This is a genomic window from Acinetobacter sp. SWBY1, assembly GCF_002946595.1.
GTDB classification, from domain to species: domain Bacteria; phylum Pseudomonadota; class Gammaproteobacteria; order Pseudomonadales; family Moraxellaceae; genus Acinetobacter; species Acinetobacter towneri.
Genome location: NZ_CP026616.1, coordinates 2,031,293 through 2,047,670, shown reverse-complemented (window position 1 = coordinate 2,047,670; position 16,378 = coordinate 2,031,293). Strand labels below are relative to the sequence as shown.

Genomic DNA, 16,378 nt, shown 5'->3' with positions numbered 1-16,378 from the left:
TTAAAACGTAACACCGAAGTATTACTGTCAATCTTGAATTAAATGAGTTGTACAATTTATTTCAGACTCAATTTTTGCCAATCTGTTAATGATTTCCTACCGCCTCGTCAGCGAGTAGTTCACTGTGATAAATCACAGAATTTAATAAATCATTAAATCTTTACGATTTAACCTATTTACTAAATTCTGTAATCTTTAGCTTATCCCGTACTTAAAAAGTACGTGGTGGAGACTAGGAGAGTCGAACTCCTGACCTCCTGCGTGCAAAGCAGGCGCTCTACCAACTAAGCTAAGTCCCCAGCTTATCATCTGTGATTCGATGTATCTTCTTCTGCATAATTGCTTCGTCAGTAGTGGTGGGTCTGACAAGACTTGAACTTGTGACCCCACGCTTATCAAGCGTGTGCTCTAACCAACTGAGCTACAGACCCTCAGATACATCGTCATGAAGAACAACTTGTTGTGGATTCTTACCAATCGTCAATCTTTCGTTAAGGAGGTGATCCAGCCGCAGGTTCCCCTACGGCTACCTTGTTACGACTTCACCCCAGTCATCGGCCACACCGTGGTAAGCGTCCTCCTTGCGGTTAGACTACCTACTTCTGGTGCAACAAACTCCCATGGTGTGACGGGCGGTGTGTACAAGGCCCGGGAACGTATTCACCGCGGCATTCTGATCCGCGATTACTAGCGATTCCGACTTCACGCAGTCGAGTTGCAGACTGCGATCCGGACTACGATCGGCTTTTTGAGATTAGCATCACATCGCTGTGTAGCAACCCTTTGTACCGACCATTGTAGCACGTGTGTAGCCCTGGCCGTAAGGGCCATGATGACTTGACGTCGTCCCCGCCTTCCTCCAGTTTGTCACTGGCAGTATCCTTAAAGTTCCCATCCGAAATGCTGGCAAGTAAGGAAAAGGGTTGCGCTCGTTGCGGGACTTAACCCAACATCTCACGACACGAGCTGACGACAGCCATGCAGCACCTGTATGTAGATTCCCGAAGGCACCTTTCCATCTCTGGAAAGTTTCTACTATGTCAAGGCCAGGTAAGGTTCTTCGCGTTGCATCGAATTAAACCACATGCTCCACCGCTTGTGCGGGCCCCCGTCAATTCATTTGAGTTTTAGTCTTGCGACCGTACTCCCCAGGCGGTCTACTTATCGCGTTAGCTGCGCCACTAAAGGATCAAATCCCCCAACGGCTAGTAGACATCGTTTACGGCATGGACTACCAGGGTATCTAATCCTGTTTGCTCCCCATGCTTTCGCACCTCAGTGTCAGTATTAGGCCAGATGGCTGCCTTCGCCATCGGTATTCCTCCAGATCTCTACGCATTTCACCGCTACACCTGGAATTCTACCATCCTCTCCCATACTCTAGCTAACCAGTATCGAATGCAATTCCCAAGTTAAGCTCGGGGATTTCACATTTGACTTAATTAACCACCTACGCGCGCTTTACGCCCAGTAAATCCGATTAACGCTCGCACCCTCTGTATTACCGCGGCTGCTGGCACAGAGTTAGCCGGTGCTTATTCTGTGGGTAACGTCCACTTAGCCCAGGTATTAACCAGGTAAGCCTCCTCCCCACTTAAAGTGCTTTACAACCAAAAGGCCTTCTTCACACACGCGGCATGGCTGGATCAGGGTTCCCCCCATTGTCCAATATTCCCCACTGCTGCCTCCCGTAGGAGTCTGGGCCGTGTCTCAGTCCCAGTGTGGCGGATCATCCTCTCAGACCCGCTACAGATCGTCGCCTTGGTAGGCCTTTACCCCACCAACTAGCTAATCCGACTTAGGCTCATCTATTAGCGCAAGGTCATAAAGAGCCCCTGCTTTCTCCCGTAGGACGTATGCGGTATTAGCATCCCTTTCGGAATGTTGTCCCCCACTAATAGGCAGATTCCTAAGCATTACTCACCCGTCCGCCGCTAGCTCAGTTACCGAAGCAACCTCGCCCGCTCGACTTGCATGTGTTAAGCCTGCCGCCAGCGTTCAATCTGAGCCATGATCAAACTCTTCAGTTAAAATCATTTTGAAGTTTTAATCTAAACTTCCAAATCTGGCTCATCAATTTTCTGACTTAAATTTCGCTCAAATAAACTTCGAGTAATTTAAACCAATCAATCAATGAAATATTTTCGATCAATCAATCAGTAAAAATCCACACAAGTTGTTCTTCATAATCTCTTAATGATCTCAATTTCTGCCTCGTCAGCAGAAATTTTAACGCAAAACACTTCTAACAACTTAACCCTGTAAGCTAAGTTCGTAGGCTGTTTCGCGTCGGGATGTGTGCATTATAGGGCAATTTCCTACACGTGCAAGTGCTTTTAACTGCTTGTTTTCACGAGTGTTGGATTTTTACGCACCATTTTGGTTCAAAAACACACAAAACTCGCACTAACCCTATAATTTTAAATTAAAAATATGTTTTTCATATTTTTGCAATCTAAATCCGCTTATTTTGTTGGGGCAGCCTCTTTCACTTTCACACTGAGTATTTTTACCGCTTGTTTCGGTACATTTTGATGCATGCCATAGTTGCCTGTTGGTACTTTTACAATTTTATCGACAACATCCATACCTTTAGTGACTTGACCAAATACCGCATAGCCTGCGTTACGTGGACTTCGATTTAAGAAATCGTTATCTACCACATTAATAAAGAATTGGCTGCTGGCAGAATCAGGATGATTCATACGTGCCATTGCCAAGGTACCACGGGTATTTTTCAATCCATTACTTGATTCATTACGAATGGTCGCTTTGGTTGGCTTTTCTTGCATATTGGCATCCATACCACCGCCTTGCACCATAAAGCCTGGGATAACACGATGGAAGATCGTACCGTTATAGAAGTTTGACTTGGCATAGTTTTCAAAGTTCTTTGCAGAAACTGGGGCTTTGTCATTAAACAGTTCGATTTCAATATTGCCCATGCTGGTTGTCATTTCTACCACGGTGTTGGCTGCCATCGTATTGAAGCTGATAAGCATTGCTGCCATGGTAAACACACTTTGTTTTAACATTTGCTGACCAATCCATCTGTGTTGTATTTGCATTGCATCTATATTAATAAGATTATGCGAATAAATCAGTGGTTATTTTTTATCACGCTGGAAAACTTATGTATAAAAATAATTCAGATCAGAGCCGACTGTGTCCAGCACCTTGGCAACTTCAAGGTGAAGCCTATATTTTAAATTATTGGCTCAGCCCACAATTTTTAAAACAGGCACAACCTTTTGGCTTAACACCTTCTTTTTTAGGACGTCTTGTTCAAGTCATGTGGGTGCGTTATCACGCTAGCCCCATTGGTGCTTACGATGAGCTGCTGATTTTAGATCATCCTTTATTTAGGCAGCGTCGTTTATCTACTATTCCTAAAATTTTCGTTTCAACCGAGTCTTCTGTGCAACACGGACAACAACTTTGGGGCATTCCTAAACAACTGGCAAGCTTTGATTGGAATATTCAAGATCGACAGATAAGTTGCAAAATACAACACGCAGATTTGCAACTCGCCATTCAACTTGAAAAATGTAATAAGCAACACGGCTTTTATATTGATAGTCGCTACATCCCTGCTGCACTTTTAAAAATTCAGCAAACATGGCAAGGGAAATCCTATCAATTTAATCCTTCTTTTCGCGGCAGATTAATTCCACTCAAATATACATCTTGGCAATCGAATCCAAGTTTGTTTCCTGATTTTAATCAGACACGCTTCATCAACGGTTTTTACGTGCCTGAATTCGAGCTGACTTTTCCTGAAGCCGAAATCTCTACTCTGGTTTAATTGTTCCACGTGAAACAGATGAACAAAACCAACCTAAGATTTAGCTACGTGGTCGATCCCAAAATTTTCTAAAGTTTTTACACATTTCAATGCTGATTTTTTTGGCGCGACGCGACGCAAAGGTCATGCTAATAAAACCATGTGTTTGATCTAAATATTCTACATATTTTACCGTGACAGCATGCTGACGTAATTTATGTGCATAAATTTCTGCTTCATCATGCAGAACGTCATGTCCTGCTGTGACCACAAAGGCAGGTGCCAGTTTTTTCAATTTGCCAAAAGTTGGCGAAATAATTGGATCATCCAAAGCGACCTGATGCTGTGTGACATAGTGCTGTGTGACAAAATCAATATCTTGCCCCGTCAGCACCAAACCATCTTTATAAGCAAAGAATGAAGGATGGCGACTCTTAAAATCTAAGGCTGGATAAATTAAAAATTGTGCGTCAGGTGCATAGGCTGAATGAGCACTACGCTGTGCAACCACCGCTGCAATATTACCACCCGCACTATCGCCTGCCACCGCTATGCGATTTTTTAAAATTTTCATTTCTCGACGATGTTGATATGCCCATGCCAAAGCATCTTCACAGACTTGAATAATCTGCTGTGGACTAGCTTCAGGCGCGAGTGGATATTCCACACTCAACACTTGTGCATGGGCATGTACCGCCATTAAGCGGCAAAATTCGTCATGACTGTCTAAACCACCCACCACAAAACCACCACCATGATAAAACACGATTAAAGGCAATTTTTTATGTGGTGCAGGATGATAATAACGCGCTGCGATATTGCCACTGGCTAAGTTTAAACGGATTTCTTCAACTCGTTTGACCGCAGTTGGAGTACTCAGAATAGATTGCATTTGTCGATCAAATGCCTGTCTAGACTGTACAGGGTCAGCACCAATAAAACCAATTTTCCCTTGTTTTAATTGTGCCGCCATCATGCATTTAATAAATGGATCAAGGTCTGGATAATGATACGGATAACCCAAAGCTTGAGCCAAAGTATGATGTACTCGACTTGGTAACTTATTTAATGCACGTGCAGCAGCACCTTGTCCTTTGTGCAATTTATTTTTGAGAGATGAATTCAAAATTTGCATGCCTGTTCCTTTTTATATGTCTGCATGATTTGCCTAAACGCTTCATAATTTCTTCATGATCAACAGCACAGTGACCATTTTGTTATACAAGTGCTTCAATCGTTATACACATTCAAATTACCTATACGCTACCCTGCTTTTATGACGCTGTCATTGACACTATTGCGGTCTATGATTGATGTTTCAGACAAATTTACCTCATCGGCTCAGGAGGCAGAGCATGACAAAAAAATTGATCTTACTTTCGTGCGCAACTGCCATTTTAGCCGTAGGTTGCGTGGTCGTGCCTGACGAAGGTTACTACGATGGACGATATGAGCCACGCTATGACCGTCGCTATGATGATGATCATCGACGTTATGACAATGATCGGCAGCGTTGGGAATATCAACAAGGTAAAAATCGGGTTGAGTTAGAGCGTCGTAAACGTGAACTAGAACGTCGTGAATGGGAACAAAAACGACAACAGCAATTACAGCAACAACGCTATGAACAAGAGCGACAACGTTTAGCAGAGCAGCGTAAACGCTTATCGGAACAGCAGCGTAAACGCTTATCGGAACAGCAGCGTAAACTGCTTGAGCAAAAGCGTAAGCAGCAAATTGAAGCTGAACAAAAAAAGCGTGAGGAAGCACGTAAACGCTGGCAACAACAACGTGATGCACAACAAAAGCGCTGGCAGGAAAACCGTAAAGACCGTGAACAACGACGTGATCGTGATTGAGTCTTGCAGCAAAGCAAAACAAATGAGGTAAAAAAAGGGCTTATTCAGAAGTTAGATAAGCCCCGAAAACACATTTAGCAATACACAAGAAACTACAGCGATATAGCATCTATGCGCAAAGAATAAGCAGTGTTAGGTTTTGTGTAAAATATATAATTACTCTCGATTAAGTTGTTTTAGCGATTAATCAACCAAAACTTAAAAACTCTAATCATACGCATGCACAATATAGTGAACAAACACCCAGTCGAATCCTGTTGATAAAACAGTGTTTTTAGCTATCTCCGTAATAAAAGCACTGGTTTAGCTGAATAATCAGCTCCCTATTACCATACTTTTTTAAACAAAAAAATATTATAAGTTTCAAAGTTTAATTTGCTTCATTCATCCGCCGACATCTTGATTCAAAATGTATTGTTTTGACCAAATTTCATGGCAATGAAAATTAATCTACTGGCACGCTTGAATTTTGCCAGCCCTGCCCCGATTTCTTAGCTAATTACGAACTTCTCTAACCATGGCAGTTCAGCAATAACGCAGTTAGCACTGACGCCAAAGGACTGTACATGTTTAAAAACCCATTTAAACGGAGTAAATCAATGGCAACTGAGCAGAACGAACAAACTCAAGACCTTGAGCAAGAGCAGACGGAACAACAAACAGCGCAAGATACTGAGCAAGCAGAAGTTTCCGTTGAGTCTTTACAAGAACAACTGAGCAAACTTGAAGAAAACCTAAAATTGGAAAAAGCACGTACTGCCAATGCAGTTTACGAAGCGGAAAAAACCAAAGAGCGTTTAGAACGTGAAGCAGATACAGCTAAAAAGTTTGCTTTAGAAAAGTTTGCTAAAGAATTATTGGATTCTGTAGACAACCTTGAGCGTGCTATTGCCGCCAATGGTGATGAAAAAACTGCCTTGTCTGAAGGTGTGGAACTGACCTTGAAATCATTACTGACCACTTTAGAAAAGTTTGGTGTGGTGGTGATTGATACAGCCAATGGTTTCAATGCAGACCTGCATCAAGCCGTAGGGATTGATCCAAATGCAAAAGCCAATGAAATTGGCAACGTATTACAAAAAGGCTACACCTTACATGGTCGCTTACTCCGCCCTGCAATGGTGATGGTTGGCGCTTAAGCCTTATAAAATCGAGAGTTGATAAAAAATTTTCATCTAAACAACTTGAAAAATTTTGATTGGCTCTCATATCGAATAACAAGTGAAAACATTGCAAAAGAATTTTTGAGGAAACATCCAAATGGCTAAAATCATTGGTATTGACTTAGGTACAACTAACTCATGTGTAGCGGTACTTGAAGGCGACAAAGTTAAAGTAATTGAAAACGCAGAAGGCGCACGTACAACTCCATCTATTATTGCTTATAAAGATGGCGAAATTCTTGTAGGTCAATCTGCAAAGCGTCAGGCTGTAACTAACCCGAAAAACACATTATTCGCAATTAAGCGTTTGATTGGTCGTCGTTATGAAGACCAAGCGGTACAAAAAGACATTGGTCTTGTGCCTTACAAAATCATCAAAGCAGACAATGGCGATGCTTGGGTTGAAGTGAATGACAAGAAACTTGCACCACAGCAAATTTCTGCAGAAACTTTGAAAAAGATGAAAAAGACTGCCGAAGATTATTTGGGCGAAACAGTTACTGAAGCCGTGATTACTGTACCTGCGTACTTTAACGATGCACAGCGCCAAGCAACCAAAGATGCGGGTAAAATTGCAGGCTTAGAAGTTAAACGTATCATCAACGAACCAACTGCTGCTGCGCTTGCATTTGGTATGGACAAGAAAGAAGGCGACCGTAAAGTTGCTGTATATGACTTGGGTGGTGGTACTTTTGACGTATCGATCATTGAAATTGCAGACCTTGATGGCGACCAACAAATTGAAGTGTTATCAACCAACGGTGATACCTTCCTTGGTGGTGAAGACTTTGACAATGCCTTGATCGAATACTTGGTTGAAGAGTTCAAAAAAGAGCAAAACTTCAACTTGAAACAAGATCCATTGGCATTACAACGTCTGAAAGAAGCGGCTGAGAAAGCAAAAATCGAGCTTTCATCTTCAAATGCGACTGAAATCAACTTGCCATATATCACTGCAGACGCAACAGGTCCGAAGCACTTGGTGATGAACGTGACTCGCGCCAAACTTGAAGGTTTGGTTGCTGATTTAGTCGCTCGTACCATTGAGCCATGTAAAGTTGCGCTACAAGATGCAGGACTTTCAACTTCTGACATCTCTGACGTGATTTTGGTGGGTGGTCAATCACGTATGCCACTTGTACAACAAAAAGTACAAGAATTCTTTGGCAAAGAGCCACGTAAAGACGTAAACCCAGACGAAGCTGTTGCAATTGGTGCAGCAATTCAGGGTGCCGTATTGTCTGGTGACAAAACTGACGTATTGCTTCTAGATGTAACTCCGTTAACGCTTGGTATTGAAACTATGGGTGGCGTGTTGACGCCAATCATTGAGAAAAACACCACGATTCCTGCGAAGAAATCTCAAGTGTTCTCAACAGCGGCAGACAACCAGCCTGCAGTAGACATTTCAGTTTACCAAGGTGAGCGTAAAATGGCTCAACAAAACAAATTGTTGGGTAACTTCCAATTAGGTGACATTCCACCAGCGCCACGCGGTGTGCCACAAATTGAAGTTTCGTTCGACATTAACGCTGACGGTATCTTGAAAGTGTCTGCAAAAGACAAGAGCACAGGCAAAGAACAATCGATTCAAATTAAAGCAAACTCTGGTTTGAGCGATGCTGAAATTGAAGCGATGATTAAAGATGCTGAAGCAAATGCTGAAGAAGACCGTAAGTTTGAAGAACTTGCAAAAGCACGTAACGAAGCGGATGCTTTAGTTTCTTCTGCTCAAAAAGCAGTAAAAGACCTTGGTGAACAAGTGACTGCCGATGAAAAAACTGCGATTGAAACAGCAGTGACTGAGCTTGAAGCCAGCACTAAAGAAAATGATGTAGATGCGATCAAAGCGAAAACTGAAGCGCTTCAAAACATCATCATGCCAATTACGCAACGTGCGTATGAAGCTGCACAAGGTCAAGGCGGTGCACAAGGTTTTGACCCGAATGCATTCCAAGGCGATGCAGGTCAAAAAGCCGATGATGGCGTAGTCGATGCTGAATTCACTGAAGTCAAAGATGATAAAAAATAATTTGTCGCTTTAACGCACATCAAAAACCGCGCTGCAAGCAATTGCAGCGCGGTTTTTCTTTTCGATATCCATACACTGACTTCAAGATTTAAATGAAAGAGCACAGACAATTGGACGCTCAACCGAGTACAATAGATAAAATGATGCTCTAACTGCAAATAGATTGAGTTTCTGCCCTACTTTCGGCTACAGTAAACCCAAAAAAGGATGCCGCTAGCAATGCGTTTGTTTCTATTGGGTGCAATCATACTGTTTTCTATCTTGCTGATTTATCAAAATATTCAACATCCTCATACACGACACAATACTGCACTAGATCATTTAAAACATCCTTTAGATACTCGCTTACGTTATCGTATTGCTGAAGTCGATCCGCGTTTTGGCTTAAGCCATGCCGATTTACTACAACTGAGTCAGGAAGCCACCCATATTTGGAAACAAGGGACGGGACAAGATTATTTTGTATATGACCCGAACGCCAAGCTCGCCATTCACTTGATTTATGATCAACGTCAAGATGAATCAAACCAACGCCAACAACAACTTACAGCCATTGAACAACGCCAACAACACTGGAACAATCAAAACCAAAATATTCAAGCACTAAAACAAGAAATTGCAGATAAAAATCAACAACTTGATGCAAAAAAAATGCTATTTGAACAACAACTTGAACAATACAATCGTCAAGTACAGCAAATTAACCAAAGTGGTGGGCTACATCCTTCGCAACAGGAAATTTTTGCAGCCAAAAAACAAGAAATCCAGCAACACATGTGGAGTTTAGAACACGAAATAGCGCAATTTAATCAGCAAATTAACCAGCTCAATCAACAAGTCGATGCCCTCAATCAACTTAATCAAGACATTGATGTATCCATCCAGCAATTTAATGCACGTTTTCAACCACGTTTATTTGATAAAGGCAGCTTTGATGGTCAGGCCATTCGGATTTATGAGTTTCAATCTAAAGATGATTTACGTCTAACTTTGGCGCATGAATTTGGTCATGCTTTGGGTTTAGCACACCATAACGACCCTTATGCCTTAATGTATCCAATGCTAAAAGATCAGCAGTTGCAGAATTTCCAACTGCGCCCTGCCGATCTCGATTTACTCCATGCACGGCATTGAGCAATCTGGCAAACTGAAGTGACTAAAACACAAAACTCCCCTCACCCTGTACGATAGTTGCATATCCATTACACGTGCAAAGGCAGCAAATTTACTCATTTCATGTTATTGTGAAGGCTCTGTATAACCCTGAACGATCTGTGGAGATTCATGTGAGTTACTACCATATCCTGATTGAAGTAAATGACCACATCAGCACGATTGAACAAAGCCGTGATATCGAAATTTTTGATATTGTTGAGCTTCAACCTTGTCTCCACTCGATTTTATTGCCGTATTTTAATGAGCAAGTGATTGAACTTGAAGATGAAAATATTGAATACAAAGATATTTTGCATCTTGAGGTTAGACAGACCTTATTACCAATTGAACACCTGATTGAAGAAGAACAGCGTTTGCTGCCAAGTGATACCGACATCACCATTTCAGCTTATGAAATTTTTAATAACAAAGAATTAAGCCAAGATGTCACGACTGTGATTTTTGATTTGCTTGAAGCAGTGAAAATTGAACCTTAATCCCCTGTTTTAAGACAAAAATTAAAAAGGTCTGCACATTTGCAGACCTTTTTTATGCAATAGCAACAACTTATTGCATCATTTGTTTGGCCGCTTCATTACGAAACGCTCTTAAAATTTGCTGCCCTGCCCGACCTGTTGCAGCCAAGCCGAGTCGAGTCTGTTCCTGACGAATCGCTTGACGGTTTTTGTCGCCAATTAAACCATCCACTTCACCAATGTCATAACCACGACTTAACAAAAAGCGTTGAATTTCACGGCGTTCTGCGCGGGATGTACCTGCATCATCGGTTGGCCAAGCGGTGCGGAATGCAGACTGCCCCATTAAACGATCTGATAAATGCGCAATCGCTAAGGCATAACTTTCTGCTGCGTTATAGCTATAAATGGCATCGAAGTTTCTAAACACTAAGAATACAGGGCCATTCGCACCTGCAGGTGCCATCAAGCCTGCCTGACTACTGCCCGATAAATTGCCCTGAATTAATGCCGAACCATCTGCACGAGTCAACCCACGATTAACCCAACTGCTGAGGGATTTTTTATTGCGTCGCCCTTCACCACTCAAAGACATGCCTGCAGGCACTTTGACTTCAAAGCCCCACGGCTGCCCTGTTTGCCAGCCGCGACGTTTTAAAAAGTTAGCGGTGGAAGCCAAAGCATCTGGAATACTAGATACTAAGTCACGGCGACCATCACCATCAAAATCGACCGCCAACTCATCATAGGTCGATGGCATAAACTGAGTATGCCCAAACGCCCCTGCCCATGAGCCTTTTAATTGTGATTCAGTGACATCACCACGTTGCAATAAACGCATGGTGGTAAAAAACTCACCTCGGAAATAGCTTTGACGGCGTCCTTCACAGCTCAAGGTACCTAGCGCTTGCAATAATGGATAGGATCCTGAAATCGCACCAAAGTTACTTTCTACACCCCAAACCGCCACTACGGTTTCTGCAGGTACGCCATAGGCTGCTGCAACACGATTGAGCACATCACGGTGCTGTGCCAATTTCTGCTGTCCTGCCTGCACGCGCTCATCATCGACCAAGCCTGAGAGATAATCCCAGATTGGCGTAGAAAATTCAGGTTGGTAATTTAAACGCTCAATGACTGAATAATCTGGACTGAGATTTTGAGTATAGCGATCATAACTGCTACCACTCACCCCTTTGGCAATGGCTTGGCTGCGTAAATTGGCCAAACAACTTTGAAAATGGTTTTGTGGTTGAAAATTTGCAGATGTACTGACCGTTGGTGTTACGGTGACAGATTTTCCATTGATAATTAGTTCTGCCTGAACCTGAGTAGCTGCCATTGCAGCTGTCGCAAAAATCACAGCGAAACGATGCATAATACCCTTTGATGTGTTTTGAATTTAAATCTTGGCTTTACCATAACACCTTCAGCCACAGAGATCAGATGAAAATCTGTAACTTTAAATTCATTTACACAGTTTTAAATTCATTTTCTCATTTTAAATTTAAAACACTTATCCACAAGTACAGCATCTCACATTTTTAAATTCAAAATCACAACACATGATAAGACTTTTAAATTTAAAAGTTTAAATTCAAATTAAACCAACCCAAGTTACCCACAAAACACGACATTCACTGCATATTTACGATGTATTGCTTTGAATTTAAAAGTAGCTTTTTAAATTTAAAGATCAAAAGAGCCGCTACTTTATTTAAATTCAAAACTGCAGATCTATCTTTAAATTCATTTCTGATATTTAAATTCAAAGTTGAAGCATCGCTTTAAATTTAAAACGCGCTATTTGAATTTAAAGTTTTGAATTCATAATTATCATCTGTTTCCCATCAGACTTGTGCGCATTTTTATTTTAAGTATTGCTTTGCTACGGTGATGGTTGCTTATTCAGCCTGATCTATCTTAATCAACCTAAAATTACAGCGTCAATCCTAGACAGATTAACGGTAGAACACCTTAAAAATAGGCAGAATAAAAACGTGAAAGTATAAAAAAGCGCTCATCGTGATGAGCGCTTTGGTGTCATTTTTAAATTTACAAGCTCATATCAGCACTGAGCGCCAATGGATTTGGTAAAATTTTTGCCAATTGGCGGCATAAATCTGTCAATTCAGCGGCATCATTCGGCATTAAAGTAATATGCCCAATTTTACGGCCTTCACGCTCAGTTTTATTGTACAAATGCAAATGTGCGCCATTCAATGCCAACACATCTTCAGTTTTGGGATGCTGACCAATAATATTGACCATCACCGTTGGACGTACCACTTCAGTTGAGCCTAACGGTAAACCTGCTACAGCACGAATATGGTTCTCAAACTGCGAACACACCGCGCCTTCAATTGACCAGTGACCTGAGTTATGCACACGAGGTGCCATCTCATTGGCATACAAGCCCTTGTCAGTGACAAATAGCTCTAGCGTTAATACACCAACATAATTTAAGTGATTGAGCAGGCGAGTGATGTAGTCTTGCGCCACAGGCTGTAAGTCTGCGCTGTTTGGTGCTGGTACAATCGAATGCGATAAAATACCGTTGTGATGATGGTTTTCTGCCAATGGCCAAGTTTTTACTTCACCATTTTGACCACGCACCGCAATAATAGATACTTCACGTGAAAAAGTAACAAAACTTTCTGCAATCAAGCTGCCTGCAGGGCCAAGTTCTGCCCATGCTTGTTCAATCTGATCTGCACTGCGCAAGACAAACTGACCTTTGCCATCATAGCCGCCTGTTGCGGTTTTTAGCACAATTGGCAGACCGAGTTCAGCTACAGCAGCCTGTAAACTTTCCAGCGAGTTGACGGCTTGGTACGGCGCAACAGGAATCGCCAATTCATCAAATAAGCCTTTTTCCAGCAAGCGGTTTTGGGCAATTGCCAAAGCCTGACGTGGTGGATGCAAGTCTTTGTGCTTAATCAATACATCAACATCAGCCAACGGAGTATTTTCAAACTCAAGGCTGAATACATCGGCACTGTGTATAAAATCTTGTAGGCTATTTTCGCTTTTGCTGGCAAAAACCTGACCCAAGGTTGCCGCTGGGCAATCTGGACTGGCTTCAAAAAAGGTACATTGAATATTTAAGGGTAAAGCCGCTTGTGCCATCATGCGACCCAATTGACCGCCACCAAAAATACCGATGGTCTTATCCATAGTAATTGTCCCGCTTAAGCCTGACCTGGAATATTGTTGCTTGAAACTTTCTCAGTTTGCGCGGCACGGAAATTGACAACATTTTGTGCAATCTCTGGACGGGTTAAACCTAAAATTTGGGCTGCCATAATTGCCGCATTGGTTGCTCCCGCAGGACCAATAGCCAATGTACCTACCGCAATACCCGCAGGCATTTGCACAATTGAAAGTAATGAATCGACACCATTTAAAATTGAAGATTTCACTGGCACACCTAAAACAGGTAAATCAGTTTTAGCTGCACACATACCTGGTAAGTGTGCGGCACCACCAGCGCCTGCAATAATCACCTGAATGCCACGATCACGCGCTTGTTCAGCATATTCAAATAAGCGATCTGGGGTACGGTGTGCAGAAACGACTTCCGCTTCAAATGGGACACCAAGCTGCTTCAGCATATTGGCAGTGTGTTCGAGAGTTGCCCAATCCGATTGAGAACCCATGATAATTCCAACGAGAGGAGCGTCTTGTGCAGCGGCCGCGTTCATTACAAATATTCCAGAAACGAAACTAAGGAAAGAGAAATTCAGGCGAGAAAGCCAAGCTTGAATAAGAACTCCACATTATAGACTGATTTTTCGACTTGTTAAAATTGAACACGGCGACTCAACCGACTTTTTTGATTATTTTTATCGGGTTATTTTAAAGAATTGAAAACAGTTAAACAAAATAGGTGAACCTAAAGCTATTCAAGCGAGCTAAAACTCGTCTTTAAGGCGCACGAAATACAAAATACACGCAACCACATAAACATAAGGCTGCCCATAAATAATCTAGTTTAAAAGGTTGCTTAAACAGAAAAATCATAAACGGTACAAACACCAATAAAGTCACAACTTCTTGGGTAATTTTCATTTGACCTACCGCCCAGCCATGCTGCGCCAGCAAACGGGTAGCAGGAATCATCAAACTGTATTCAAATAGGGCGATCACCCAACTGAATAAAATTGCCTGCCACAGCGGCGCATCATGTGGTAAAAACTTGAGATGACCATACCACGCCAAGGTCATAAAACAGTTTGCAATCACCAAAAGTAAAAGTGCTGAAGACATTGTGTCGTACTATCTTAAAAATTCAGTTTTATTTTACGAGCTATTTGCCATAAAAAATGCAAGAGCAGCAATTTTTTACATCCTTTGGCGCAGATTCAGCGCTGAAAAATCCCTGAAATGAGATACAAGAATCACTATCTTTTCGCCAAAACCCTTGCTATCGTTGCTTCAAATCAAATTAATCACGACAACAGCACAAAAATACGTGATGTGTCTATAAAAGCAGTGGAGTAAGGCGGAATGCATCTGCATATTTTGGGTATTTGTGGCACATTTATGGGCTCTTTGGCACTTTTGGCCCGCGATTTAGGACATACCGTCACAGGTTCAGACCAAAACGTCTATCCACCGATGTCGACTCAACTGGAAAATGCAGGCATTACCTTAATGCAAGGTTATGACCGCAGCCATTTACAACCGCATCCAGATTTAGTGATTGTGGGCAATGCCATGAAACGTGGGATTGATGCGGTTGAATACATGCTGAATGCAGGTTTACCGTATATTTCTGGCCCGCAATTTTTGGCCGATCATGTCTTGCAAGGCAAACACGTACTGGGCGTTGCAGGCACGCACGGCAAAACCACCACCACCACCATGTTGGCGTGGGTATTGGATCAGGCAGGCTTAGAACCGGGCTTTTTAATTGGCGGCGTTCCGTTAGGCTTTAGTGAAAGTGCACGTTTGGGTGCAGGCAAGTATTTCTGTGTCGAAGCCGATGAATACGACTCTGCGTTTTTTGATAAACGCTCCAAGTTCGTACATTACCATCCTAAAACCGCCATTTTAAATAACCTTGAATTTGACCATGCCGATATTTTTGATGATTTGGCCGCAATTCAAAAACAATTCCATCATTTGGTGCGTACCATCCCAAGTGAAGGGCGCATTATTGCCCCAATTACAGAAACCCATATTGATGAAGTGTTAGAAATGGGTTGCTGGACACCTGTGCTACGTACTTCGCTCAATACAGATCCACAAGCGGAACTGTATGCAGAACAACTTGCAGCAGATGGTTCACATTTTAAAGTTCTGAAAAATGGTGTGCTACAAGGTGAAGTGCGCTGGAATATGACAGGGCAACACAGTGTCGCCAATGCCTTGGCAACCATCGCCGCAGCAGAGCATGTTGGGGTTGCAATTGAAACCGCATGTGCAGCGCTGTCCAATTTTGGTGGGGTGAAACGCCGTATGGAGTTATTAGGCACCATACGCGGCATTGAAGTCTATGATGACTTTGCCCACCATCCAACCGCAATTGAAACCACACTGGACGGCGCACGTAAGCGTTTGGGTGAGCGTAAGCTTTGGGCGATTATTGAACCACGTTCCAACACCATGCGCATGGGCAGTCATAAAGAGGGCTTGGCAGATTCAGCACGTTTAGCGGATGCTGTGATTTGGTATCAACCTGAAGGTTTAGACTGGGATTTACAGCCTGTGGTTGCGGCTGCTCGCAATCATGCAGTGGTGGCCAATACTTTGGATGAAATTATTCAAAAAATCGTGAGCCAAGCAGGTGAGGGCGATGCAGTGGTGATTATGTCAAATGGTGGATTTGGTGGTTTACATCAAAAACTCATTCAAGCGTTGCAACACACGGCTTAAAATCGCTTAAACTGATTTAAAACTCTTTC

The 16,378-nt window shown here is 42.4% G+C and carries 13 protein-coding genes, 2 tRNA genes and 1 rRNA gene; 7 read left to right on the top strand and 9 right to left on the bottom strand.

Annotation, left to right across the window (positions count from 1 at the left end; genetic code table 11):
* Window positions 1-223: 223 nt before the first annotated feature.
* The 4 genes from C3Y93_RS09935 to C3Y93_RS09920 all read right to left on the bottom strand — a co-directional run bounded on the left by C3Y93_RS09935 (window position 224) and on the right by C3Y93_RS09920 (window position 3,035).
* Window positions 224-299 (bottom strand) — tRNA-Ala (locus C3Y93_RS09935).
* Window positions 300-354: 55 nt separating this feature from the next.
* A tRNA-Ile gene (locus C3Y93_RS09930) sits at window positions 355-431 on the bottom strand.
* A gap of 61 nt (window positions 432-492) precedes the next feature.
* Window positions 493-2,030 (bottom strand): 16S ribosomal RNA (locus C3Y93_RS09925).
* A 435-nt stretch (window positions 2,031-2,465) separates the two neighbouring features.
* Window positions 2,466-3,035, bottom strand: a complete 570-nt coding sequence (locus C3Y93_RS09920; RefSeq protein WP_004969822.1) for a peptidylprolyl isomerase A — start codon at window positions 3,033-3,035, stop codon at window positions 2,466-2,468.
* A 98-nt stretch (window positions 3,036-3,133) separates the two neighbouring features.
* Between C3Y93_RS09920 and C3Y93_RS09915 the strand changes: the two genes are divergently transcribed.
* On the top strand, window positions 3,134-3,805 hold the full coding sequence (locus C3Y93_RS09915) for an acetoacetate decarboxylase family protein (RefSeq protein WP_104852796.1): 672 nt from the start codon (window positions 3,134-3,136) through the stop codon (window positions 3,803-3,805).
* 40 nt (window positions 3,806-3,845) lie between these two features.
* Here the strand turns inward: C3Y93_RS09915 and C3Y93_RS09910 are convergent, their stop codons facing one another.
* The gene (locus C3Y93_RS09910; protein WP_104852795.1) at window positions 3,846-4,919 is read right to left on the bottom strand and encodes an alpha/beta hydrolase; all 1,074 of its coding nucleotides are present in this window, start codon (window positions 4,917-4,919) and stop codon (window positions 3,846-3,848) included.
* A 220-nt stretch (window positions 4,920-5,139) separates the two neighbouring features.
* Here C3Y93_RS09910 and C3Y93_RS09905 point away from each other — a divergent pair, with 220 nt between their 5' ends.
* The 5 genes from C3Y93_RS09905 (at window position 5,140) to C3Y93_RS09885 (ending at window position 10,490) form a co-directional block, all read left to right on the top strand.
* On the top strand, window positions 5,140-5,643 hold the full coding sequence (locus tag C3Y93_RS09905; protein WP_104852794.1) for a hypothetical protein: 504 nt from the start codon (window positions 5,140-5,142) through the stop codon (window positions 5,641-5,643).
* 599 nt (window positions 5,644-6,242) lie between these two features.
* Window positions 6,243-6,782 (top strand): nucleotide exchange factor GrpE, encoded by a 540-nt coding sequence (gene grpE, locus C3Y93_RS09900; RefSeq protein ID WP_004969812.1) that lies wholly within the window; start codon window positions 6,243-6,245, stop codon window positions 6,780-6,782.
* 121 nt (window positions 6,783-6,903) lie between these two features.
* On the top strand, window positions 6,904-8,838 hold the full coding sequence (gene dnaK, locus C3Y93_RS09895) for a molecular chaperone DnaK (protein WP_104852793.1): 1,935 nt from the start codon (window positions 6,904-6,906) through the stop codon (window positions 8,836-8,838).
* A 219-nt stretch (window positions 8,839-9,057) separates the two neighbouring features.
* Window positions 9,058-9,972 (top strand): matrixin family metalloprotease, encoded by a 915-nt coding sequence (locus C3Y93_RS09890; RefSeq protein WP_004969807.1) that lies wholly within the window; start codon window positions 9,058-9,060, stop codon window positions 9,970-9,972.
* A gap of 140 nt (window positions 9,973-10,112) precedes the next feature.
* Window positions 10,113-10,490: a hypothetical protein gene (locus C3Y93_RS09885; protein ID WP_162164695.1), complete on the top strand. Its 378-nt coding sequence runs from the start codon at window positions 10,113-10,115 to the stop codon at window positions 10,488-10,490.
* 70 nt (window positions 10,491-10,560) lie between these two features.
* Here the strand turns inward: C3Y93_RS09885 and C3Y93_RS09880 are convergent, their stop codons facing one another.
* The 4 genes from C3Y93_RS09880 to C3Y93_RS09865 form a co-directional block, all read right to left on the bottom strand.
* Entirely contained in the window at window positions 10,561-11,847 is a 1,287-nt protein-coding gene (locus tag C3Y93_RS09880; RefSeq protein ID WP_104852792.1) for a lytic murein transglycosylase, read from the bottom strand.
* A gap of 677 nt (window positions 11,848-12,524) precedes the next feature.
* The gene (locus C3Y93_RS09875; RefSeq protein ID WP_104852791.1) at window positions 12,525-13,646 is read right to left on the bottom strand and encodes a 5-(carboxyamino)imidazole ribonucleotide synthase; all 1,122 of its coding nucleotides are present in this window, start codon (window positions 13,644-13,646) and stop codon (window positions 12,525-12,527) included.
* 14 nt (window positions 13,647-13,660) lie between these two features.
* On the bottom strand, window positions 13,661-14,173 hold the full coding sequence (gene purE / locus C3Y93_RS09870) for a 5-(carboxyamino)imidazole ribonucleotide mutase (protein ID WP_004969800.1): 513 nt from the start codon (window positions 14,171-14,173) through the stop codon (window positions 13,661-13,663).
* A gap of 223 nt (window positions 14,174-14,396) precedes the next feature.
* A complete protein-coding gene (locus C3Y93_RS09865) occupies window positions 14,397-14,738 on the bottom strand; it encodes a DMT family protein (RefSeq protein WP_019836196.1) in 342 nt (113 codons plus the stop codon).
* Between the two features lie 240 nt (window positions 14,739-14,978).
* On the opposite strand from C3Y93_RS09865, the gene mpl reads away from it, so the two are divergent.
* Window positions 14,979-16,349 carry a UDP-N-acetylmuramate:L-alanyl-gamma-D-glutamyl-meso-diaminopimelate ligase gene (gene mpl, locus C3Y93_RS09860; RefSeq protein WP_104852790.1) on the top strand — a complete coding sequence of 457 codons (1,371 nt, stop codon included), beginning with the start codon at window positions 14,979-14,981 and terminating at the stop codon, window positions 16,347-16,349.
* Window positions 16,350-16,378: the final 29 nt, after the last annotated feature.